Annotated in this window: 22 protein-coding genes and 1 tRNA gene; 7 read left to right on the forward strand and 16 right to left on the reverse strand. The window is 64.4% G+C overall.

Annotated elements, in window-relative coordinates:
* Nucleotides 1-355: 355 nt before the first annotated feature.
* From holA to G4G27_RS19215, 4 genes are read right to left on the reverse strand one after another with little or no spacing between them, the layout of a single operon-like run.
* Complete coding sequence (holA, locus tag G4G27_RS19200; RefSeq protein ID WP_183110118.1) at nucleotides 356-1,369, reverse strand: DNA polymerase III subunit delta; 1,014 nt, start codon at nucleotides 1,367-1,369, stop codon at nucleotides 356-358.
* A 10-nt stretch (nucleotides 1,370-1,379) separates the two neighbouring features.
* Nucleotides 1,380-1,892 (reverse strand): LPS assembly lipoprotein LptE, encoded by a 513-nt coding sequence (gene lptE, locus G4G27_RS19205; protein ID WP_183110119.1) that lies wholly within the window; start codon nucleotides 1,890-1,892, stop codon nucleotides 1,380-1,382.
* Nucleotides 1,889-4,435, reverse strand: coding sequence for a leucine--tRNA ligase (gene leuS / locus G4G27_RS19210; RefSeq protein ID WP_183110120.1), 2,547 nt, complete (start codon nucleotides 4,433-4,435; stop codon nucleotides 1,889-1,891). The genes lptE and leuS overlap by 4 nt, the downstream gene beginning before the upstream one ends.
* Before the next feature lie 12 nt (nucleotides 4,436-4,447).
* Nucleotides 4,448-4,894, reverse strand: coding sequence for a DUF3576 domain-containing protein (locus G4G27_RS19215; protein ID WP_183110121.1), 447 nt, complete (start codon nucleotides 4,892-4,894; stop codon nucleotides 4,448-4,450).
* 219 nt (nucleotides 4,895-5,113) lie between these two features.
* Between G4G27_RS19215 and G4G27_RS19220 the strand changes: the two genes are divergently transcribed.
* Nucleotides 5,114-5,830 carry a hypothetical protein gene (locus G4G27_RS19220; RefSeq protein WP_244624420.1) on the forward strand — a complete coding sequence of 239 codons (717 nt, stop codon included), beginning with the start codon at nucleotides 5,114-5,116 and terminating at the stop codon, nucleotides 5,828-5,830.
* On the opposite strand, the gene G4G27_RS19225 is transcribed toward G4G27_RS19220, so the two are convergent.
* Entirely contained in the window at nucleotides 5,803-6,384 is a 582-nt protein-coding gene (locus tag G4G27_RS19225; RefSeq protein ID WP_345940654.1) for a thiamine phosphate synthase, read from the reverse strand. The two genes, G4G27_RS19220 and G4G27_RS19225, sit on opposite strands and share 28 nt — an antisense overlap.
* Nucleotides 6,385-6,406: 22 nt before the next feature.
* On the opposite strand from G4G27_RS19225, the gene G4G27_RS19230 reads away from it, so the two are divergent.
* Nucleotides 6,407-7,087, forward strand: a complete 681-nt coding sequence (locus tag G4G27_RS19230; RefSeq protein ID WP_183110122.1) for a YggS family pyridoxal phosphate-dependent enzyme — start codon at nucleotides 6,407-6,409, stop codon at nucleotides 7,085-7,087.
* Nucleotides 7,084-7,746: an HAD family phosphatase gene (locus G4G27_RS19235; RefSeq protein ID WP_183110123.1), complete on the forward strand. Its 663-nt coding sequence runs from the start codon at nucleotides 7,084-7,086 to the stop codon at nucleotides 7,744-7,746. The genes G4G27_RS19230 and G4G27_RS19235 overlap by 4 nt, the downstream gene beginning before the upstream one ends.
* A gap of 22 nt (nucleotides 7,747-7,768) precedes the next feature.
* On the opposite strand, the gene ribA is transcribed toward G4G27_RS19235, so the two are convergent.
* The 4 genes from ribA to G4G27_RS19255 all read right to left on the reverse strand — a co-directional run bounded on the left by ribA (nucleotide 7,769) and on the right by G4G27_RS19255 (nucleotide 12,879).
* Nucleotides 7,769-8,854 carry a GTP cyclohydrolase II gene (ribA, locus tag G4G27_RS19240; protein ID WP_183110124.1) on the reverse strand — a complete coding sequence of 362 codons (1,086 nt, stop codon included), beginning with the start codon at nucleotides 8,852-8,854 and terminating at the stop codon, nucleotides 7,769-7,771.
* On the reverse strand, nucleotides 8,851-9,645 hold the full coding sequence (locus G4G27_RS19245; RefSeq protein WP_183110125.1) for an exodeoxyribonuclease III: 795 nt from the start codon (nucleotides 9,643-9,645) through the stop codon (nucleotides 8,851-8,853). The genes ribA and G4G27_RS19245 overlap by 4 nt, the downstream gene beginning before the upstream one ends.
* Nucleotides 9,646-9,896: 251 nt before the next feature.
* On the reverse strand, nucleotides 9,897-10,511 hold the full coding sequence (locus G4G27_RS19250) for an outer membrane lipoprotein carrier protein LolA (protein ID WP_244624421.1): 615 nt from the start codon (nucleotides 10,509-10,511) through the stop codon (nucleotides 9,897-9,899).
* 67 nt (nucleotides 10,512-10,578) lie between these two features.
* A complete protein-coding gene (locus tag G4G27_RS19255; protein ID WP_183110127.1) occupies nucleotides 10,579-12,879 on the reverse strand; it encodes a DNA translocase FtsK in 2,301 nt (766 codons plus the stop codon).
* Nucleotides 12,880-13,848: 969 nt separating this feature from the next.
* Here G4G27_RS19255 and G4G27_RS19260 point away from each other — a divergent pair.
* On the forward strand, nucleotides 13,849-15,078 hold the full coding sequence (locus G4G27_RS19260) for a UbiH/UbiF/VisC/COQ6 family ubiquinone biosynthesis hydroxylase (RefSeq protein ID WP_183110128.1): 1,230 nt from the start codon (nucleotides 13,849-13,851) through the stop codon (nucleotides 15,076-15,078).
* On the opposite strand, the gene G4G27_RS19265 is transcribed toward G4G27_RS19260, so the two are convergent.
* The 3 genes from G4G27_RS19265 to G4G27_RS19275 are packed head-to-tail and all read right to left on the reverse strand — an operon-like array spanning nucleotide 15,075 to nucleotide 17,034.
* Entirely contained in the window at nucleotides 15,075-15,479 is a 405-nt protein-coding gene (locus tag G4G27_RS19265) for a hypothetical protein (RefSeq protein ID WP_183110129.1), read from the reverse strand. The two genes, G4G27_RS19260 and G4G27_RS19265, sit on opposite strands and share 4 nt — an antisense overlap.
* Nucleotides 15,476-16,126, reverse strand: coding sequence for an LON peptidase substrate-binding domain-containing protein (locus G4G27_RS19270; RefSeq protein ID WP_183110130.1), 651 nt, complete (start codon nucleotides 16,124-16,126; stop codon nucleotides 15,476-15,478). Before G4G27_RS19270 ends, G4G27_RS19265 begins: the two co-directional genes overlap by 4 nt.
* Entirely contained in the window at nucleotides 16,123-17,034 is a 912-nt protein-coding gene (locus G4G27_RS19275; protein WP_183110131.1) for a tetratricopeptide repeat protein, read from the reverse strand. The genes G4G27_RS19270 and G4G27_RS19275 overlap by 4 nt, the downstream gene beginning before the upstream one ends.
* A 183-nt stretch (nucleotides 17,035-17,217) precedes the next feature.
* Between G4G27_RS19275 and G4G27_RS19280 the strand changes: the two genes are divergently transcribed.
* A tRNA-Gly gene (locus tag G4G27_RS19280) sits at nucleotides 17,218-17,292 on the forward strand.
* 104 nt (nucleotides 17,293-17,396) lie between these two features.
* On the opposite strand, the gene G4G27_RS19285 is transcribed toward G4G27_RS19280, so the two are convergent.
* Complete coding sequence (locus G4G27_RS19285) at nucleotides 17,397-18,263, reverse strand: polysaccharide deacetylase family protein (RefSeq protein ID WP_183110132.1); 867 nt, start codon at nucleotides 18,261-18,263, stop codon at nucleotides 17,397-17,399.
* A gap of 116 nt (nucleotides 18,264-18,379) precedes the next feature.
* On the opposite strand from G4G27_RS19285, the gene G4G27_RS19290 reads away from it, so the two are divergent.
* Nucleotides 18,380-19,261 carry a LysR family transcriptional regulator gene (locus G4G27_RS19290; RefSeq protein ID WP_183110133.1) on the forward strand — a complete coding sequence of 294 codons (882 nt, stop codon included), beginning with the start codon at nucleotides 18,380-18,382 and terminating at the stop codon, nucleotides 19,259-19,261.
* Between the two features lie 38 nt (nucleotides 19,262-19,299).
* On the opposite strand, the gene G4G27_RS19295 is transcribed toward G4G27_RS19290, so the two are convergent.
* Together G4G27_RS19295 and G4G27_RS19300 are read right to left on the reverse strand one after the other, a co-directional pair.
* On the reverse strand, nucleotides 19,300-20,712 hold the full coding sequence (locus G4G27_RS19295) for an MFS transporter (RefSeq protein ID WP_183110134.1): 1,413 nt from the start codon (nucleotides 20,710-20,712) through the stop codon (nucleotides 19,300-19,302).
* Nucleotides 20,709-20,993 (reverse strand): GNAT family N-acetyltransferase, encoded by a 285-nt coding sequence (locus G4G27_RS19300; RefSeq protein WP_183110135.1) that lies wholly within the window; start codon nucleotides 20,991-20,993, stop codon nucleotides 20,709-20,711. The genes G4G27_RS19295 and G4G27_RS19300 overlap by 4 nt, the downstream gene beginning before the upstream one ends.
* Before the next feature lie 107 nt (nucleotides 20,994-21,100).
* On the opposite strand from G4G27_RS19300, the gene G4G27_RS19305 reads away from it, so the two are divergent.
* Nucleotides 21,101-21,283 carry a KTSC domain-containing protein gene (locus G4G27_RS19305; protein WP_244624422.1) on the forward strand — a complete coding sequence of 61 codons (183 nt, stop codon included), beginning with the start codon at nucleotides 21,101-21,103 and terminating at the stop codon, nucleotides 21,281-21,283.
* On the opposite strand, the gene G4G27_RS19310 is transcribed toward G4G27_RS19305, so the two are convergent.
* Nucleotides 21,284-21,850: a DUF4337 domain-containing protein gene (locus tag G4G27_RS19310; protein ID WP_183110136.1), complete on the reverse strand. Its 567-nt coding sequence runs from the start codon at nucleotides 21,848-21,850 to the stop codon at nucleotides 21,284-21,286.
* Nucleotides 21,851-21,902 lie beyond the last annotated feature (52 nt).

Genomic DNA, 21,902 nt, shown 5'->3' on the forward strand with positions numbered 1-21,902 from the left:
GCCCATCGCCTGCGGGCAACGCTCGAGAGCCCAAATTGCCGCGAGCCACGACCCGGCGGTGCCCAAATGCCTTTGTCGGCTTAGCGCATGATATATAACGATATTATATAAACTTCCCACAGCGCGACGGTAGGAAGATATGACACCACCGGTGTCCCATATCTCCCACTGTTTCCCCACAGCCAGGGCGCCGGTGGCGATTCAGCCAGCACACAGATTCGGCATGGCATCTCCTGGTAGAACTATGCCGGCTCGCTTTTCTTAGTGTTGAAACAGGATTGCCGCAGGGCTGTGAGCGCAAACCCTCGCGCATGACCGGAACCGTAGCCACGCATTTGATATAACGCTTGATGCCCTAGCGCTGCCGCGCCGCCATTCTAGCGACCGCCAGGATCGCTGACTGGGCGAGCACTTGCCCGGCGCTCGCCGATCCCATCATGCCGCGTTCGGCTAGCCGTATTCGGTCGATCGCGGCCGCGAGCCGGTCGCTCTTCCAATGCCGCAAAGCGCGGGCGGTAATTGCTTTTTCGCGAAAAAAGACACTCTCGGACACTTGCGCGACGCCGGCACCGGCATCGACCTGCGCGCGCAACTCGGCCAGGGTCATGAGCCGCCGCGCGAGCTGACGCAGCACCGGAATCGGCGAGACACCCGCTTCGTCGAGCCGCGCCAGCTCGGTGCCAAGCGTATCGGGCCGCCCGTCGATCGCGGCATCGATCGCGCGACTCATTTCGGCGTCGCCCAGGTCGGCGCCGATTGCGTCGAGCGCGGCGTCGTCGATCTCGCGCGGGCGATCGGGCGCGGCGTCGAGGTAAAGGGCGAGCTTTTCAAGCTCGCGGGTCATCACAGACCGGTCGCCGCCACTGGCATTGGCCAGCCGCATCGCGGTGTCGCCAGTGGTCCGCAGTCCCTGTTCGCGCGCGATCGCCACCGCTAGCTTCTCGGCGTCCGCGCCCTCGGGCACATAGCAGGCGAACGCCATTGCGCGTGGCGAGGCGAGGGCGAGTTTGACCACCTTGGCCGATGATTTGAGCGATGGTGCGATCGCGACCACCGGGTTCCCGGCGCGTTCGCCATCGAGCAGCAAGGTGAATGCCTCAAGCGATTCCTCGCCCGCGCCCGCAATGCGGATATGCCGCGCACCGCCGAACAGCGACAGCGATGCGGCTTCATCGCCGAGCCGGCCGGGATTTGATTTCAGCGCCGAGGGTTCGAGATCGACTCGTTCGGCGTCAGGTCCCATGGCGCGGGCAAGCCGCACCGCCCATTCCTGCGCGCCCGCCTCGTCCGGGCCGTGGAACAGGTAAAGCCGGATATCCGGACTGACGGCGTCGATCGCCCCACGTAACTGGTTGGCGTTCGCCTTCACCAGGCCGCTTTCATGGGGCCTTGGGCGCTTGCGTCCGCTGGGCGTAAAGCGCGACGCGCGACACGATCTGGTCGGCGACGATGTCGGACAGCCGTTCGAGCGCGGTATTCTCGGCTGCGATCGTGGCATATTCGGAGCCGACCACATCGATACCGGCATCGGAGCCCGCCGTGGCGTCGAGCAGGACCGCGCCGTTGGCGAGATCAATCAGTTGATAGCGTGCCCGAAGCTTGCGCTGTTCACGCGCGACACTATCGTCGCGGCGTACGCCAAGGCCGGTGATCTTGTCATCGAGCCGCACCTCGAGCCGGTAAAGTGGCGTGGCGCCACCGGCCGACAAGCGAGAATTCAATGCCCCGGTCATCAACCAGCCAGCCTTGCCCTCGATCGGGGCGACCTCGATCCGCGTCAATGTCGTCGCAACCACGCCAGATCCACCGCCGGCGTATAGCGGACGCAAGCCGCAGCCCGATACGCAAAGGGCGCTCAGGACAAGGGCGGCAAGGCTGGCGATGCGCTTCATGCGACGATGTTTATCAGACGATCGGGCACATAGATGATCTTTTTCGGTGTTCCGCCCTCAAGAATGCGTTGAACATTGGCATTGGCCAGCGCGATTGGCTCCACCGTCTCGCGTGGACTGCCCTTGGGCATGGTCAGCGTATCGCGCAGCTTGCCGTTGACCTGCACCGCGATGGTCACTTCATCCTCGACCAGCAGCGCCGGATCGACCTCGGGCCAGGCGGCATCGGCGATCAGGCCTTCTCCGCCGGCCACAGCCCAGGCTTCCTCGGCAAGATGCGGCGCCATCGGCGCGACGAGCAGCATCAGCGTACGAATCGCGCTGGTGCGCGAGGCGGACGGGGTGGCGCGTTCGATCGCATTGACCAGCTCGTATAGCTTGGCGACCGCCTTGTTGAAGGCCAGCGCCTCGATATCGATTGCGATCCCGGCGATCGTCTGGTGCAGCTTGCGGTCGATCGCCACATCGCTGCCCTCGGCCGTTTCAAGACCGTCGAACAGCCGCCACAGCCGCTGCGTAAAGCGCCATGAGCCCTCGATTCCGGCCTCGCTCCACGGCAGGTCGCGTTCCGGCGGGGAATCCGAAAGCATGAACCAGCGCACCGCGTCCGCGCCGTACTGATCGACGATCGGTTCGGGATCGACCGTGTTCTTCTTCGACTTTGACATCTTCTCGACGCGACCGATCATGACCGGTTCGCCGGTCGCCGTCTCGAACACGCCGTTATCGCGCCGCTCGATATCGTCGGGCGACAGCCACAGCGGCTTGCTGATCGTATCGACCCCGTCGGTGCCGACCTCTTGCACGATTCGGCTATAGGTTTCGTGCGTCACCATGCCCTGCGTGAACAGGCCGGCGAACGGCTCGGCCACATCGAGCCGCCCGATATGCTTCAACGCGCGCGTCCAGAAGCGCGCATAGAGAAGATGCAGGATCGCATGTTCGACCCCGCCGATATACTGGCCGACGGGCAGCCATTTCTCGGCCACTTCGCGATCGAACGGCTTGTCCTTGGGCTGGCTGGCAAAGCGTATGAAATACCAGGATGAATCGACGAATGTGTCGAGCGTGTCGGTCTCGCGCCGCGCTGCGCCACCACAGCTCGGGCAATCGACATGTTTCCAGGTCGGATGGCGGTCTAGCGGATTGCCGGGGATGTCGAAGCTGACATCCTCGGGCAGCACCACCGGCAATTGCTCGCGCGGCACCGGCACTGCGCCGCACACGTCGCAATGAATGATCGGGATCGGCGTGCCCCAGTAACGCTGGCGCGATACGCCCCAGTCGCGCAGCCGGAATACGGTCGATCCCTTGCCCCAGCCGTCATCTTCCGCGCGACGGATCACGGTGCGCTTGGCATCCTCGACATCCATACCGTCGAGGAAATGCGAATTCACCAGCGTGCCGGGTCCGGTATAGGCTTCGTTGTCCGCGAACACCGAATCCTCGACATCGCCGTCGGAGACCACGCGCCGCACCGGCAGATCGTATTTGCGCGCGAAATCGAGATCGCGCTGGTCATGCGCCGGCACGCCGAACACGGCGCCCGAGCCATAGTCCATGAGCACGAAATTGGCGATATAGACCGGCAATTGCCAAGCCGAATCAAAGGGATGTGTTGCCCGAAGCCCGGTGTCGAAGCCGAGCTTCTCCTGTGTCTCCAGTTCCGCCGCGGTGGTCCCGCCGCGCTTGCACAGTTCGATGAACTCTGCCGCTGCCGGGTTCGTCTCAGCTGCCGCTCGCGCGATCGGATGGTCCGCCGCGACCGCGACGAAGCTCGCGCCGAAGATCGTATCCGGCCGGGTCGTGAAGACCTCGACCTTTTGTCCGTCGCCGAGCGCGAAGTTGAAGGTCAGCCCCTGGCTGCGGCCGATCCAGTTCTCCTGCATTAGCTTGACCTTGTCGGGCCAATGCTCGAGCGCGCCGAGCCCGTCGATCAGTTCGTCGGCGAAATCAGTGATCTTGAGAAACCACTGGCTTAGCTTGCGCCGTTCGACCAGCGCGCCGGAACGCCAGCCGCGTCCGTCGATAACCTGTTCATTGGCCAGCACGGTCATGTCGACCGGGTCCCAATTGACCGCCGATTCCTTGCGATAGACCAGGTCGTGCGCGAACAGGTCGAGGAACAAGGCCTGTTCATGCCCGTAATAATCGGGCTCGCACGTCGCCAGCTCGCGCGTCCAGTCGAGCGCGAAGCCAAGCCGCTTCAACTGCGCCTTCATCGTCGCGATATTGGCGCGGGTCCAGCCGCCCGGATGGACGCCCTTTTCCATTGCGGCATTTTCGGCCGGCATGCCGAACGCGTCCCACCCCATCGGGTGGAGCACTTCATGTCCGATCATCCGGCGATAGCGCGCGAGAACGTCGCCCATCGTATAGTTGCGGACATGGCCCATATGGATCCGCCCCGAGGGGTAGGGAAACATTTCGAGCACGTAGGAACGGGGCTTCGCTGAATCGTCGCGCGCGGCGAAGGTGCGGCGTTCGTCCCACACCGCCTGCCATGCCGCGTCCGCCTTCAGCGCGTTGAAGCGCGAGGCCATTAAGTAATTACCTTATCCAGCGAGAGACGCGCGGCGCAGATCGCGGGCGCGCGTCAAAATGGCATCTTCCAGCTTCTGGACTGTCGCCGCCTTGACCGGCGCTGCAATCCATTGGCCATTCTGATTGACTTCGCGAAGTGCCGCGACGCGGAGGCCATCGGCGCGCAGATCCTGGTCGAGGATCGTCACGGTTACCTTGACCCGCTCGGTCGGCGCCGACGGGTTGATGTACCAGTCGGTCACGATCACGCCGCCGTTCGAATCGGTCTGCAGCAGCGGCATGAAGCTCAGCGTGTCGAGGCTGGCACGCCACAAATAGCTGTTCACGCCGATGGTGGTGATCTTCGACGCGGCGAGATCGGCCTGGGGGCGATCCTTGCCATGGCCGCATGCACCGAGCGCAAGGGCGGGGGCGACGGCGAGCAAAGCCAGAAGCGCGGGGGCCGGACGGCGGATCATTGGCGGTTTCCTGGGCGTAATTTGAACACGAGCGTGCATCTATAGATGGTCTCGCGCCCGCCGCAAGCATGGGCGGGCAACAGCGCTATTCGCGTGCCCCTGTGGGCGGTTTGCAACACTTACCAATAAAGCGACTCTGAACGGTAGTGACTCGCGCCGGAATCGTGATAGGCGCGTTATGAAACTTGGCGCGGATTCTCGCCGGGAGTGGGGTTGCACGTGATCGTTGGTCGCACGATTGTCGGGGTTGCTGTGGGGGCGCTGGTCGCCGCCGGCCTCGCTGTCGCGCCTGCGCTCGGTGCTTCGGAGGTCTCCAGCCGCATCGACAAGCGGCCGGTCGCGGTTCGCAGCGTCGGCACCTTCACGCCGGCATCGGCCGATCCGCGGCTTGCGGCGGTGTTCGCGCGCGGTGGCCTTGATACCACCGGCTTCCGCTTCACACCGTCCGAAACACGTCGCAACGTCAATCGCGCAGTGACTGTCGCGGTCCGTGCCCGTTCGACGCGCAGCGCGATCGACGCCGAACGGACGATTGCCGCGCCCGTCGCCTCGTCGGTCAGCCTGACGCCGATCGCCTATAATCTTGGCGTCTCGGTCGGCTGGAAGCGCTTCGCCTTGTCGGGCGATCTCGCACGGGTTGATCTCGCCGCACTGCCCGGCAGCCGTGAAAGCGTCGATCTCGGGATCAGCTATACCGGACGCAAGTTTAGCGGCCGAGTGAAGGCGGTCGCCGATCGACCGCTGGCCAATTCGCCCAAGCTGGTCGAAGAGGCTCCGGCCTATGCGCTCGATGTGGGCGGCTCCTATTCGCTCACTCGCAACCTCGATGTGACCGCGGGCGTGCGCTACAAGTCGGAAGCCGAGCGCTTGCCGCGTCTCGCCGACGAACGCCGCGAAAGCCAGGCCGTCTATATCGGAACCGCTTTCCGCTTCTGATCCTTTCGGCGCGCCTGCTGCCAGGCATCGATTGCCGCCCAGCCATAAAAGCCCAAAAGCTTCGTTGATCGTGCGCGTGACGCGCTCATGCCGCCGAGCGCGATCGTCTTTATCTGTAGCCCCCGCACCATCAACGCGGCGCGTATCGGGCCGAGCGACGGCTCGCCCGGGTGAGTCCTGGTCGGAAAGACCGGCGAAACGAACAAGAGGTCAGCGTCGGCGCGAATTCCGGCGATCGCTTCACGTCGCGAATGTGCCGGCCAGGTTCTGATACCGGCACTTCGGACCGATCCCGGGCCGTGAATGCCCATTTCGCCCACCATCCGTTCCCGGCCGGCGCGAATCAGAGTCAGCCGCCTGCGCCGCGCGATCCGCAAGATCCGCGCAAACAGCGCGTGGCGCTCGGACAGGGGCGTGCCGAAGTGCCGAAAAACGATCCCCGCACCGCGCGGCAGCGCCGCGATCGCTGGCCATAACGCGTCGCCCATGCGCTCGTCGGTCATCAGCCAGACGGACGGCACATGTTTCGGTCGGTTGGGGTGGCGAGCGGACACGGTGCTGCCTATAGCAGCGCCGATGCCGCCACACGATCCCGCCACTCGCCTCGCCACCGTCAAAGAATCGATCGCCCGCGCTGCCGTTCTGGCACAGCGCAAGGCGAGTGATGTGACGCTGATTGCCGTCTCCAAAACGCAGGACGCGGAAGCGATCATGCCGTTGCTTGCCGCCGGCCAGCGCGACTTTGGCGAGAATCGGGTACAGGAAGCCCAAGACAAATGGCCCGCGCTTCGCGAAACAGCGCCCGATGTGATCCTTCACCTGATCGGCCAGCTTCAGTCGAACAAGGCGGACGAAGCCGTCGCATTGTTCGATGCGATCCATTCGGTCGACCGGTCCTCGCTGATCACCGCGCTCGCCAAGGCAATGGACAAGGCGGACCGCCGCCCATCCTGTTTTATCCAGGTCAATATCGGCGACGAAGACCAGAAGGGCGGCTGCGCGATCGCCGATCTGCCCGCGCTGCTCACCGAGGCGCGGATGGCGAATCTGCCGGTCGTTGGCCTGATGGCAATCCCGCCCGCCGATGTCGAAGCCGCGCCCTATTTCGCACTGCTCGCGAAGATCGCGCGCGACAATGGTCTGATCGGGGACCTGGGCGGCCTCAGCATGGGCATGTCGAGCGATTTCGAGACCGCCGTGACGATCGGCGCGACCCATGTCCGGGTCGGCACCGCATTGTTCGGTGTTCGGGCATGAAAGTCGATGGGATCATCTTCGACTTCGATGGTGTGCTGATCGAAAGCGAGCTGGTCGGCAACCGCCAGATCGCCACCTATCTCACCGGAATCGGCCATCCGACCACGACCGAGGAGTCGATGGCCAATTTCATGGGGCTGGCCGGCGGTGACTTCATCGCTGCGGTCGAGCGCTGGATCGGCCGCGTCGTACCTGACGATTTCCACACCGCGCGCAAGGCTGAGGATGAGCGGGTGATGGCCGAAGGCATCGATGCGGTGGCTGGTGCGATCGCCTTTGTCCGCGATCTGCCCGGCGATCTGCCGATCGCCATTGCCTCGTCGAGCTCGAGCCGCTGGATCGAGCGCCATCTCGACCATATCGGTTTGCGCGCCCGCTTCGGATCGATGATCTTCAGCGGCCGCGAGCATGTCGCGCGTGGCAAACCCGCGCCCGATCTCTATCTCTACGTGGCGGCGGCGCTCGGCATCGACATTGCGCGCGCAGCGATCATCGAGGATTCACCGGTCGGCGCGACCGGCGCGGTCGCTTCAGGCGCGCAGGTGATCGGATTCGTCGGCGGCAGCCACTGCGCGCCCGACCATGGCGACCGGCTGCGCGCAATTGGCGTGCATGACATCGCAACGACCTTTGACGAGATCGCCGCGCTGCTCAGCTAAGCTGGCGGGAAACCAATCGCGCCTAGAATTCATGCCCGGTGCGGTCGCGCTTGGTCGCGAGATAGCGTTCGTTGTGCGGGTTGGTCGGCAGGAAATGGGGGACACGCTCGACCACGTTGATACCAGCGGTTTCGAGCTGTGCGACCTTTTGCGGGTTGTTGGTCAACAACCGTACCGAGCGCTGGCCAAGCAGTGCTAGCATCCGCGCCGCGACCGAGAAATCGCGCGCATCGACCGCAAAGCCAAGCCGTGTGTTGGCATCGACCGTATCGAAACCCTGGTCCTGCAGCGCATAGGCGCGCAGCTTGTTGATCAGGCCGATCCCGCGGCCCTCCTGGCGCAAGTAAAGCAGGATGCCCCAGCCACTCGCGGCGATCGCGGCGATCGCGGCGTCCAGCTGTGGCCCGCAATCGCATTTCAGGCTGCCGAGCACATCGCCGGTCAGGCATTCGCTGTGCAGCCTTACCAGCGGCGGCTGGCCATTGGGTGCGCCGATCAGCAGGGCGATATGCTCGCCCGGCGCCTCCGGCGTGCGAAACGCGACGATCTCGGCATCCTCCGCGCCCGATACCGGCAGCCGCGCGCGCGTCGCGATGGTCAGGCGCGCCGAATCCTCATGCGCGTCGATATCTGCGACGGCGATCACCTGGTCGGCGGTGCCGCCGGGGACGACGAAGAACGCTGGCAGCATCCCGCTGATCCGGGCGAGACGCAGCGCCGCCGTTGCCGCCGTGCGCGCTTCAAGTGGAATGGCGCGGAACGGACCCTTCATCGGCGTCTGCAGGTCGAATTGCGGATCGGCCAGCGCCGTCGCGGTGGCGAAATCGAGCCAGGGTGTGCGTTCGACCAGCACCGGCGCGTCGGGCACGGCCGCCTCGAGCTGGTTGGCCAGCTTGAGCGTCGCCGCGCGCCCTGCCGACAGCAGGACCGGTGCGACCTCGTCCGGGTCGAATGCCGCGAGTCGCACCGGATCGGCGGTCTCGATCGGCAGCAGCGCCAATGTGCCGTCGGTGCCGGCGATGGCGATCGGCCAGCCGCGCCGCAGCGAATCGATCGCGCGCGCCGCTGCCCGCCCATCTCCCGCCGCGCCGCTCCCCTTATCGTTCACAGCGCGAATTCGGTCATGATCGGAACATGGTCCGAGGGTTTGAGCCAGTTGCGGCAATCCTCGAACACGGTGTGCCCGATCGCCGTCCCGGCGACATCGGCGGTCGCCCACATATGGTCGAGCCGCCGCCCGCGATCCGACAATTGCCAGTCCTTGGCGCGATAGCTCCACCAGGTGAACAGGCGCGCCGGATCGGGGTGGAAATGCCGCCCGAGATCGACCCAGTCGTTCGAGGCTTTTAATCCGTCGAGCGCAGCGACCTCGATCGGCGTGTGGCTGACCACGTCGAGCAATTGCTTGTGGCTCCACACATCGCATTCGAGCGGTGCGATATTGAAATCGCCGACCAGCAACGTCGGCACGTTCAGCCCTTCCGACCAGCGCGTCATGCGCTCGACAAAATCGAGCTTCTGACCGAATTTGGGATTCACCTCGCGATTGGGAATATCGCCGCCGGCGGGCACATAGACATTTTCGACGCGCAAGCCGTTCGGCAGCCTGACGCCGATATGCCGCGCCTCCAGATTGGCCTGCCAGTCGAAGCGGTCGTCCTCGATCAGCGGTACACGGCTGATGATCGCGACACCGTGATGCATCTTCTGCCCGTGCAGAAAGATATGGTCGTAACCCAGCGCGCGGAACGGCGCGGCAGGAAAGTCCCCGTCGATCACCTTGGTTTCCTGCAGGCACAATATGTCAGGCGCGACCTCGCGCAGGAATTGTTCGACGATCTCGATACGAAACCGCACCGAATTGATGTTCCATGAAACGATTTTGAGCGTGTCCGACATCCCGGCGATGTAGCCATGCCGTCACGCGAGCGCCAGTGCGCTGCGCCACAGGGCGATCCGGGACTGAGACAGGTTCGCCCCAAAAAAGGAAAGGCCCCCGCTCCGGGGGCATGGAGCGAGGGCCGACCTAGCGTTCGTCACGCAGGCAGGATGGGGACCTTATTCGAGCAACAGGGGGAAAATCCCGAACTGCCCCTCATCCGCGAGGGTCGTATTAGTGTCTCAAACCTGTCGCCAATATGAATGAAACCCTATCGCGGCCCGGAATTTCTCCGTGGATCGTTCCAGCGGAACGCTCCGTCGCTGATTGCCGCATTGAAGCGCTGATTGGTCAACCGGATGGTCGTTCGGTTGTTCTGGCTATCGAGCGCGACCCAGCCCTGCAGCATCAATCCGCCCGGCGCGGATGCGTTGCGCACGAAGACCAAAGTGATGCGGCCATATTCGGGATGCTTGGGATCGTTCGCCTCGACCGAAATGATCCGCGGATCGGCGCCGGGGATCACCTTGGCGAAACGCGTCATGTCGCGATCGGGGTTAAGCAGGACCGACAGCGGCGAATTGCCGATCGGCCAGCGTTGCACCTGACGCACCGAATAATCGATAAAGGTCAGTGCCTTGCCGTCGCCGACGATCAGGATCGGGACGCCTTTTTCATATTGGAAGCGGATCTTGCCCGGTTTCTTGAGCGTCACCACCCCGGTCAGCACTTTGCCGACCCGGTCGGTCTGGGTGAAGTTGGCGGTCATGCTCTGCACCGATTGCAGATGCTGCTGGACCTGGCCGAGTTGGCCTGGGGCGGAAGCCGGCGCGGCGGCAATAAGGACGGGCACCGCGGCAAGCGCGGATAATAAACGGAAATTCACGAAACTCTCCCGATACAGGCCGCATGCAGTGGCGGCCCCGGCTTGAACCCGCTCTGAACCGTTTGATCTATAACGGGTTCCCGTCGCGGTCGCGCAACACGTCGCGGCGGCCGACATGGTCGGGTCGCGACACGATGCCGTCCTTCTCCATTCGTTCGATCAGCCGCGCGGCCGAATTGTAACCGATGCGCAGCTGACGCTGCAGCCAGGAGGTCGACGCCTTCTGGCTCTCGACGACGAGCTGGATGGCGGAGCGATATTGCTGATCCTCGGCCGAATCCTCGCCGGTCGGTGCGCCGTCCAGCGCGAAGCCATCCTCCGGTTCCTCGGTGACCGACTGGATATAATCGGGCCGGCCCTGGGCGCGCCAGTGATCGGCGACCGCGCGAACCTCGTCGTCGGACACGAACGGCCCGTGGACGCGGACCACGCCCTTGCCGCCAGGCATATAAAGCATATCGCCCTTACCGAGCAGTTGTTCGGCGCCCTGTTCGCCCAGGATGGTACGCGAATCGATCTTCGACGTGACGTGGAAGCTGATCCGCGTCGGCAGGTTCGCCTTGATCACGCCGGTGATGACGTCGACCGACGGACGCTGCGTCGCCATGATCAGATGGATGCCGGCCGCGCGGGCCTTTTGCGCGAGCCGTTGAATGAGGAATTCGACTTCCTTGCCCGCGGTCATCATCAGGTCGGCAAGCTCGTCGACGATCACCACGATCTGCGGTAGCGGCTGGAAGTCGAGCGTCTCCTCCTCATAGACCGGCTGGCGCGTGTCGGGGTCGTAACCGGTCTGCACGCGGCGGCCGAGCGGCTGGCCCTTGGCACGGGCGGCGCGGACCTTCTCGTTGAAGCTGGCGAGGCTGCGCACGCCGACCGACGACATTTGCCGGTAGCGATCTTCCATCTGCTCGACCGCCCATTTCAGCGCGCGCACCGCCTTGGCCGGGTCGGTGACGACGGGGGAGAGCAGATGCGGAATATCCTCGTACATGCTCAATTCGAGCATCTTGGGATCGATCATGATCATCCGGCACTGGTCGGGCCGCAAGCGATAGAGCAGCGACAGGATCATGCAGTTGAGACCGACCGACTTGCCCGAGCCGGTGGTGCCGGCGACGAGCAGATGCGGCATCGGCGCGAGATCGGCGATCACCGGATCGCCGGCGATGTTCTTGCCCAGCACCAGCGGCAGCGAAGCGGACTGGTCCTCGAAGCTCTGCGAGCCGATTAATTCGTGCAGTCCGACGGTCTCACGCCGCGCGTTGGGCAATTCGATACCGATCACGGTGCGGCCGGGAATGGTCGCGACGCGCGCGGAAATCGCCGACATGTTGCGCGCGATATCGTCGGCGAGCTGGATCACCCGGCTCGCCTTGATTCCCGATGCCGGTTCCAGCTCGTACATCGTCACCACCGGGCCGGGGCGGATATTGATGATCGATCCCTTGACGTGGAAATCGTCGAGCACCGATTCGAGCAACCGGGCATTGCGCTCCAGCGCGGCCTTGTCGACCGGCCCGCCCGGCGCCGGTGGCGCGGGCTTGAGCAAGTCGAGTGGCGGCAATTGCGAATTGTCGCCCAGGTCGAACGAAGCCTGTTTGGTCTTCGGTTTGGCGATCGAGGGCGCGAGCGATCGTTCGGCGATCACCGGGCCGGGCCGCGAATCGGGTTTGGCGACCGGGCGCGGCTCCGGCTTGCGTGCCGCGGCGCGCGGCGATTCGGGCGCCAGCACCTGCTGATCGGGAATGCTCAGATCGGCGTGGAACGGGAGAAGCTGTTGCCATTCGCGCTCCAGGCCGATGAGCATCGACCGCACATAGACGACGATACCGATGATGCCGGTCAGCAGCCCGACGCCGCGTCCGGTCCACATGATCGCAGTCGGATCACCGATGAAATCCACGCCCCAGCGCAGCAGGTCGGCCAGGATGAGCCCGAATATCCCCCCGACACCGGCGGGCAATTTCGGGATCGCGCTGGACCATATGAAGGACAATGCCGTGCCGATCAGCACCACGCCGATCACCGCGCCGACCAGCATCCTGACCCAGCGAATGGTGGGATGGCCGCGCCATAGACGTGACGCCATGATCGGGGCGATCGGCAGCAACATGATCGTCGGGAATGGACCGAACAGGGTGAACGCCAGATCGGCGAACCACGAGCCGGGCAGGCCGAGCCAATTTTCCGCCGGGGTGCCCGACGCAGTGCTCAGCGAGGGATCGCCAGAATGATAGCTGGCCAGCGCGATCACCATCAGGATGGTCAGCGTGAACAAGGCGATTGCGCTGAGCAAGGCGCTGCTGCGCACGGCTCCCGCCTTCATCGTCTCGCGCCAAAGCGGTGGCTGCGCCCGGCTCGCCATGTTTCGTCCTCGTCTGTCCGCTGTCTGTTCCGTTATGATCGCGCTTGTCGACTCCCCCGTCAAGCATTTGGCGTCAAGCCAAGGGTGTCGGGTCAGGCATCGGGTGAACGACATTTGGATATGGGCCTGTGAGCCGTCGCACTCTGATCGGGTGCGGTGTTCAATGTTCAACCGTTCAATCTGCTATACATTTTGAGCGGTTGAACATTGAACACTGAACGCCGTCATCGACCCACCACGCCTTTCGATAGCGCGATGGACCCAGCGGATATGTTGCGTTCGGCCGCGACGCCGCATCAGGCTGGGTCGACAGTCACATCTCGCGCGTGTCGATAAGCCAAGATGCTTCGCGTAGAGATGCGGGGATGACCGGTCAGCGGCACTGGATGGCAGATCGCATTAGGGTCAATCGACATTCAGCCGTTGGCGCGTGCTTTCCTCACCCTATACGTCACCCCGGCCTTGTGCCGGGGTCCACCCGGCGGCTTCGACAGCAAGCGCCTCGACGTGCGGAGCGTGCGGCACGGTGAACCCCGGAACCAGTCCGGGGTGACGGCTTGGGGACTGGCAACGCGCCCAGAAAGCCGACGGGAGACCCGTGAATGTCGATCGGCCCTAGTCCTGACCTGGCCTTGCCACTTCCCCGGCGAAGACAATCGGAAAAGAGTCTTGATCAAGAGGCCTTTGGCCTTGCGCCTTGATATGAAGAAGACAGCCGCCCGCATTACCCCGATCCGCTGAATCCGAGTCTGGCTGACGCAATGGCCGACGCTGTCCGAACGCTGACAGGAGTCGCGGATCACTTGAATCAGCGTCACCCCTGGCGGCTCGACGAGGGGTGTTCAATGTTCAACCGTTCAAACCGTATAGGGTTTTGAACGGTTGAACACCGGGCGTGATGGCGCTCGTTCACGCGATCGCCCGGAGACGCGCATTGGCAGCGCAGGGAGAGGGCGTTACACAGCGCGGATGGAAAAAGCCGATGTGATCATCTTAGGCGGCGGGCTGGTGGGCAGCGCGCTTGCCGTGGCGCTCGACACGCATGGACTGACGTCAATCGTCGTCGATATTGCCGATCCCGATGTGATCCTTGCGGCGGGGTTCGACGGGCGCGCTTCCGCGATTGCCAGTGCGCCGTACCGGATGCTCAGCGCGATCGGCGTGGTCGACCGGCTGGTCGGGCAGGGTTGCCCGATCCAGGGCATCCGGGTCAGCGATGGGCTCGAACCCGGCGCGCTCGATTTCGAGCCCGGTGATGACGCCAATGCAGATAACAGGGCGCTCGGCCATATGTTCGAGAACCGCCTGTTGCGCGGCGCATTATATGCGGCCGCCCAGGCCGCGCCGGGCGTCGATCTGCGTATGAAGACCCGTGCGGTGGCTGTCGATCGTGGGCCTCATGGCGTCACTGTTCAGCTCGATTCGGGCGCGACGATCACCGCACCGTTGCTGATCGCCGCCGAAGGGCGCAATTCGCCGACGCGCGATGCCGCCGGGATCAGGGTCGCGCGCTGGACTTATGACCACGCCGCGATCGTCACGTCGCTGCATCACGAACGGTCGCATGAGAATGTCGCATTCGAAATCTTCTATCCGCAAGGGCCGTTCGCGATCCTGCCGCTCAACGACGATGCCAAGGGCCATCGCTCGGCGATCGTCTGGTCGGTCAAGCGTCACGAAGCGCCCGGCATGATGAAATTGTCCGACCGCGGTTTCCTTGCCGAGGCGGAAAAGAAGATGGGCGGCTTTCTCGGCAGACTCGGGCCGCTCGGCGGGCGCTCGAGCTACCCGCTCGGTTTCCACCACGCCGCGCAGATCGTCTCGGACCGGCTCGCGCTGGTCGGCGACGCCGCGCACGGCATCCATCCGATCGCTGGCCAGGGCGTCAATGTCGGCTTTCGCGACGTGGCGACTTTGGTCGAGGTGCTGGTCGAGGGCAAAAGGATCGGTCTCGATCTCGGCGATCCGGCGCTGCTCGCGCGTTACCAGCGCTGGCGCAGCCTCGACACGCTGATGGTGTCGATCGCCACCGACGGCCTCACTCGCCTGTTCGGCATCCCCGGCAAGACCGCCAACGCGGTGCGCCGCTTCGGCCTGTCGGCGGTGCAGAAAATGCCGCCGCTCAAGGATCGCTTCATGGCCGAAGCACGCGGCGAAAGCGGCGAAGTGCCGAAATTGCTGCAGGGATTGATGGTCTAGGCGACGGGCTCGGCCACTTCGAGTTCGACGGTTTCCGCCTTGCCCGAAGGGCGGATCATGATGAACGTGCCCGACCAGATGCCCGGTATGTCCCAGATGCCGTTGATCTCGTTGCCGTCCGGGCTGACCGATCCGCGATAGGACACGGTGTAATCCGCCCTGTTCGGGTCATCATAGGCCTTCACAAAAGTAACGCTCGCGCCATCGTGCTGGCCTTCCAGCCACGCGATCAGCGTAGTGTCATGGTCGCTCCATTCATCGCTGGGTTCGGATGTTTCGCCGGTCAGGAGTCCGCCGCGATCGTGCAGTACCGCCACGAACGTGTTCGATCCGTGCCCGCCCGGATAATTGAAGATGCCGTCCCAGCGACCGCTCAGGTCGCTCGCAGCAGCGTCCTTCACTGCAGCGTCACCGATTCCTCGCCGTCGTGCCGGCCGAAGAATTGCATCAACTGGATGATCAGCTCGGCGCGATCTTCGATCCCCTCCGCCTCAAGCAACGCTTGTTTCGCGGCGACGTCGAACGGCGCGATTTGGGCGATGCCATTGACCAGGGCCTCGTCGTCAAGCCGCGTCACCGCTTCCCAGTCGACCGCATAGCCTTGCGCATCGGCAAAGCGGCGCGATTCCATTTCAAGCGACGAACGCCGCGACAGCGAGAGGATCTCGGCCTCGGCGGCGACCGGCAGCAACTCGGCCTCGACCTGGCGGAACGCCGTCGTGACGTCGAGTTCGCGCACGATGCGGAACAGTGACAGGCCTTCGAGCACGAGATTGTAACGCCCGTCCTCGATCGCTTCGAACTCGGCGATCTTGCCGACACAGCCTATATCGAACAGCGCCGGCGGCTCGTGCTGCGCGCCTAAGTTGGCACCCATATGAGGCCGAGGCTGGATCATGCCGATACGCCGGTCGCGCGCCATCGAATCGGAGATCATCGCGCGGTACCGCGGCTCGAAGATGTGCAGCGGCAGATGCATCCCCGGAAACAGCAGCGCGCCCGCCAAGGGAAAGACGGACAGGCGCGTGTTTCGCGGCGGGATGCTCATCCGAACAGTATCGCGGACAATCGTCGCCGCTGCGCCGAAACCCAGGGGTCCTCAAGGCCGACCACGTCGAACAGCTTGAGTAATTGCGTGCGTGCCGCGCCCTCGTTCCAATCGCGCTCGGCGGCGATGATCGTGAGCAGCGAATCGGCCGCCGCATCGCGGTCGCCCGCCGCCATCTGACCACCGGCAAGCTCGAATCGCTTGTCGTGATTCTCGGGGTTGGCCGCGACTTCCGCCGCCAGTCCGGCGAGATCGTCCACCGGCTTGGCGTCACGCGCCAGCGCCAGCGCCGATTTGGCGCGCTCGATCTCGGGCAGCTTCGCCATCTCGGCGGGCAAAGCGGCAATCGCCGCATCGGCCTCATCGACCCGATTCGCTGCGACCAAAGCGCGCAGCCGGCCCGACAGGATGGCGGGATGATCGGGCGCCATCTCGCTCAACTGGTCGAACACGGAGAGTGCGCGCTCGCCATCGCCTTCGGCCAGCACCTGCTCGCCCATCGCGATCAGCGGTTCGAGCTCGGCCTCGAGCGACGCGGCTTCGCTTTGCACGGGAATCTGCTTGAGCAGCTGGTCGAGCATCACGCGCAGCTGCGATTCGGTCCGTGCCGGGGTCAGGTCGGCGACCAGCTGACCCTGGAACATCGCATAGACGGTCGGGATCGACTTGATCTGGAACTGCGCGGCGATGAACTGATTCTTGTCGGTATCGACTTTGGCCAGCACCACGCCCTTATCGGCATAATCGGCGGCGACCTTCTCCAGGATCGGGGTCAACGCCTTGCACGGCCCGCACCATTCGGCCCAGAAATCGATGATCACGAGGCTCGTCTGCGACGGCTCGACCACGTCGCGGCGGAAAGCCTCCACGGCCTCGCGTTCGGCGGCGCTCATTCCAAGGGTAGCCAAGTGCTGCTCCAGTATCTTCAGTGTTGGCGCCTTATGTGGGCGCTCGGGCCAGCAAGCCAACCCTTTTCGTGGTAATGCGACGCTTATGGCGACGGGGCCAAGATGAGGGGCTTGCCGGACCCGTAACCCGCTGCTAGAGGCCACCGCCTTACCCGCCCGGTCCGTGACCAGGCAGGCGCCAGAGCGGGCGTAGCTCAGGGGTAGAGCACAACCTTGCCAAGGTTGGGGTCGAGGGTTCGAATCCCTTCGCCCGCTCCAGTCGCCGCACGAGATTTAGCGAAGCTAAAACGAGAAAGTGCGGCGACCCGGCCGGCGCGGCTTAGGCCGCGACCGACGACTCGGCAAAGTCCGAGTCGCTCTTCTCAATCCTTCTGCACCTCCGCCGCATAATGCGCCGCGATGTCATCGCTGGTGGTCAGCCACACCCCCTCATGTCCCGCGATATAGGCCAGCGCCTTTTCCAGATATTTGTGCCGAAACGGCTGGTTGATCACGAATGGGTGGAGGCACAACGCCATCACCCGGCCGCCCTGTTCGGCATCGCGATAGAGCTGGTCGAACTGGTCGACCACGGTGCGATAGAATTCCTCGCCCGACAGGCCATGCCCGGTGAACAGCATGACGTCATTGAGTTCGACCGAATAAGGTACCGAGATCATGCCCGGCACATTGAGCGGGAAGGGCTGATCGTCGGCGCACCAGTCGAGCACATAGGACAGCCCGAGTTCCTTGAGCAGGCCCGGCGTTTCGAATGTCTCGGTCAGCGCCGGACCCATCCAGCCGGTGATTCGCTTGCCCGTCGCCGCCGTGATCGTCGCGACCACCTCGGCCAGATAGGCCCGCTCCTGCTCGATCGTCATGTCCGCCTGGAAGATCGAGTTGTTCCTGCCGTGCGCGACCCAGGCCCAATCACGGGCACGTCCCGCATCGATGATCTGCGGGTAACGCGCACAGACATCGGCATTGAGCAGCACCGAGGCGCGCAAGCCGTATCGATCGAGCGCCTCGATCATGCGCCAGATGCCCACGCGCACGCCATAATCGCGCCAGCCATAATTGAGCGGATCGGGCTTGAGCTTGGCGGTGCCGGCGAAGATGCTCGTCGACGGTTTGTCGATCTCATAATGTTCGATGTTCACACCGACATAAAAAGCGACGCGTGCCGCGTTCGGCCAATCAAGCCGGGGCCGAGTCACGATCGGCGAATAGTCGTACAATGCGTTGTCCATATCGGTCTCTCCATGCCGGATGCGATGGAGGGCGACATAAATCGCCGCCTGACTCGGGAGAATGTGGCTGCTATTCCGAAGATATCGGATCTTTCCGTCCGTAATGGAGGAATGGCGTGGATAGCCTGGGCGCGCTCAACGCATTCGTTCAGGCCGCCGAGGCGCGAAGCTTCACCGGTGCGGGACGGCATCTCGGCGTATCCTCTTCGGCGATCGGCAAGGCCGTCGCGCGGCTCGAGGAGCGGCTCGGCGTGCGGCTGTTCCATCGCTCGACGCGGAGCATCACCCTGACGCCCGAGGGCGCGCGGTTCCTCGAACGCTGTCGCCGTATCTTCAGTGAGATGGAGGCGGCAGAACAGGAGATCGCCCAGACCCAGGGCGTCCCGCGCGGCAGGTTGCGGATCAGCATGCCACTTGCCGGCATGCTGATGATGCCGACGGTGAGCGCATTCATGCGCGCTTATCCGGAGGTCGAACTCGATCTCGATTTCACCGACCGGCTCGTCGATATCATCGATGAGGGGTTCGACGGCGTGGTGCGCGCGGGCGAGGTCAGCGATTCGCGGTTGATGTCACGCACCCTGGGTGTCTTCCGGCTCAAGCTCGTGGCGTCACCGGGCTATCTTGCCATGCGGGGCACACCGCAAAGGCCGGAGGCGCTCATCGATCACGCTTGCTTGCAGCATCGCTTCGCCACCAACGGCAAGCTCGAGTCCTGGCCGCTGGCCGCTGGCGTGAAGGAGATCGATTTACCCAACACGGCGGTGGTGAATACGATCGAGCCTTTGATCCATATGGCCGAACAGGGACTCGGCATCGCCTGCCTGCCGGATTTCGCTTTGCGCCGTCAGTTCCGCGACGGGACTTTGGTCGCCGTGCTCGAACCTTATGTGCAGCACCAGGGGGTGTTCCGCATGCTCTGGCCGTCAAGTCGCCATCTCTCGCCCAAACTGCGCGTCTTCGTTGATTTCATGGCGCAGAATCTTTTCGCCGATTGACCGTCCCGCGGTGAAGTTGCGCGGCGCGACTTGCCTGGTCAGCCCGCCTTCTTCGCTCCATCCAGTGTCAGGAAAGCAATCGCGCCCGACGCCACCGCCAGCACCGCGCAGATCAGCGCCGCCGCCTGGAACGCCGAGGTCAGCGCCGCACCGACCTGCGCGATCACCGCACCGGTCAGCGCGGTGGCGATCAGACCGCCGGTGCGTGCGATCGCGCTGTTGAAGCCCGACGCGGTGCCGGTATGGCGCTCGTCGACCGAGGACAGCACCGCGGTGGTCAGCGGCGCGACCGCGCCCGCCATGCCGAGCGCGATCACGACCATGCCGGGCAGCACGCTGGTCCAGTAGCTCGCTTGCGGATCGACTCGCACCATCAACGCAAAGCCGAGCCCGGTGACCGCTGGGCCGATCGTCAGCGGCCAGCGCGGGCCGATTCGCTCGGTCGTCCGGCCCATCACCCGTGACGCAACGCCGATCACAATCGAAAAGGGCAGCAGCGCCATGCCGGCCTGGAGCGGCGTATATCCCCCGCCGACGATCAGCAGATATGGCAGCAGCACGAACAGCCCGCCCAGCGCGCCGTAAAGCAGGAAGGTCAGCGCGGTCAGTCCGACGAACGCGCGCGATCCGAACAGCGACAGCGGCATCATCGCGCGTTCGCCCCGGTGATGTTCGGTGATCAGGAACAAGGCGAGCAGCACGATCCCCGCACCGGCCCCGATCCACACTATCGCGCTCGCCTCATGATGACTCGACCATAAGGTCAGCGCCCAGGTCAGTGCGCCGAGAGCGGCCGTGGCGAGCAGCGCCCCGGGCCAGTCGAGCGGCTGCTCGCCCTCCGCGCTCTCGGCGACATATCTCCAGGCGATCAGCATCGCCGCCGCCGCGACGGGCAGGTTGATCAGGAAGATGAAGCGCCAGCCGAACGCATCGACCAGCCACCCGCCGAGCGGCGGCCCCGCGGCGCTGGCGATCGCCCCGGCCGCCGCCCAGGTGCCGATTGCCCGGCCCCGTGCCTCGCCCTTGAACGCATTGCCGAGGATCGCGAGGCTGTTGGGCATCAACATCGCGGCGCCGATGCCTTGCACCGCGCGTGCGGCCAGCAGGATCTCGAGCGACGCGGCCATGGCACAGGCGATCGAGGCGAGGGCGAATAGCGCGGTCCCGGCGATCAGCATGCGCCGCCGCCCGAAATGATCGCCCGCCGCGCCGCCAAGCAGAAGCAGCGCAGAAAGCGGCAGCAGATAGGCGTTGATCGTCCATTGCAGATCGGCCGCACCGCCGCCGAAACTATGCCCGATCGCGGGCAGTGCGACATTGACCACCGAGCCGTCGATAAAGGCGAGGCTCGACGCAAGGATCGTCGCGACCAGCGTCCAGTTGGGATGCGCCGCGCTGCCGCCCGCGCCTGTTGCGGCCTGGTCGCAAGGGGCGGGGAGCGCGGTATTCATCCCGCGCCGGACGCCAGCAGGTCGCGCTCCTTCGGGTGCCGATTGAGATAGGCGGCGACGAACCCGCATTGCGGGTCGATCTTCAACCCCTGCGCACGGACGTCGTCGAGCGCATGGCTGATCAACTGGCTGGCGATGCCGCGCCCTTCCAGTGCCCGTGGCACGATCGTGTGAGTGAATATGATGACGTCACCACGCTGCTCATAGGCGGCGAAGGCAAGCTCGCCGCCCTCCTGCAATTCGTAGCGGCTCTCGGCGCGGTTGTTGATGATCTCGGCCATGTCGGGATTGTCGCCGCTTTACCGCGCCGGGGCAACAGGAGAGCATGATCCTTGCCGCGTGCCGATCCGATCGGTGGCTCGTGCGTTGCGACGTCATGCCATCAAGCGTGATCAGATCGTTCGACTATTACGAGGCCGCGCGGCGGCTCGACATCGAGTTCGTCAGCGGCCGGCGCTACACCTATCTCGACGTGCCCGTATCGGAGGTCGCAGCGATGCGGCGCTCGGGGTCGAAGGGCGGCTTCTTCAATCGCCGCATTCGCGATCGCTACGCCTTTATCGAACGCTGATCAGCCGAGGAAATTGCTCAGGATGTCGGGGTGGAATGCCCATCCAGCAAAACCGCACACCCCCATGAAGATGCCGAATGCACCAAACGCCCATGACGCCGCGATCAGGCCAAAGCTTTCGGTCAGGGCGGCGACCGCAGCGAGCGAAATCGCGGTCGAGATCAGCGCCTCGCTTGCGTCGAACTGATCATCATGGACGTTGAGCGCGTCATACTGGTCGGCAAAACCTTGAGCCTGGGTGGCGAGCTTCGGCGCCTCGGCGCGGTATTTGGCGATCTTCGTATCGGTCTCGGCCAGCGCGGCCGCTGCGGTCTTGGCTGAAGGAAGGGCGCTGGCCAGGATCGCGATCTCGCTCCGCGCTGTCTCGGCGATATGCGTCTTGGTCTTGGTCGCCTGATATTCGCCCCAGCGATCGACCGAATCCGCCTTGGCTTGCTGCATCGCCTGGACGATGTTGCCGTCCTTGATGTTGCCCAGGCCCATGAACACCGACAGGATCACGACGGTGATCGCGACCAGGCGGTTCAGGCGCTTGTCCTTGGCCTCGGCGGTGACTTCGACTTCCATGGCGTTCTCCAGCGTCGGATGTCGGCTCGACGCGCGCCATGCGCCAATGAAT

This window comes from Sphingomonas sp. So64.6b (genome assembly GCF_014171475.1).
GTDB classification, from domain to species: Bacteria; Pseudomonadota; Alphaproteobacteria; order Sphingomonadales; family Sphingomonadaceae; genus Sphingomonas; species Sphingomonas alpina_A.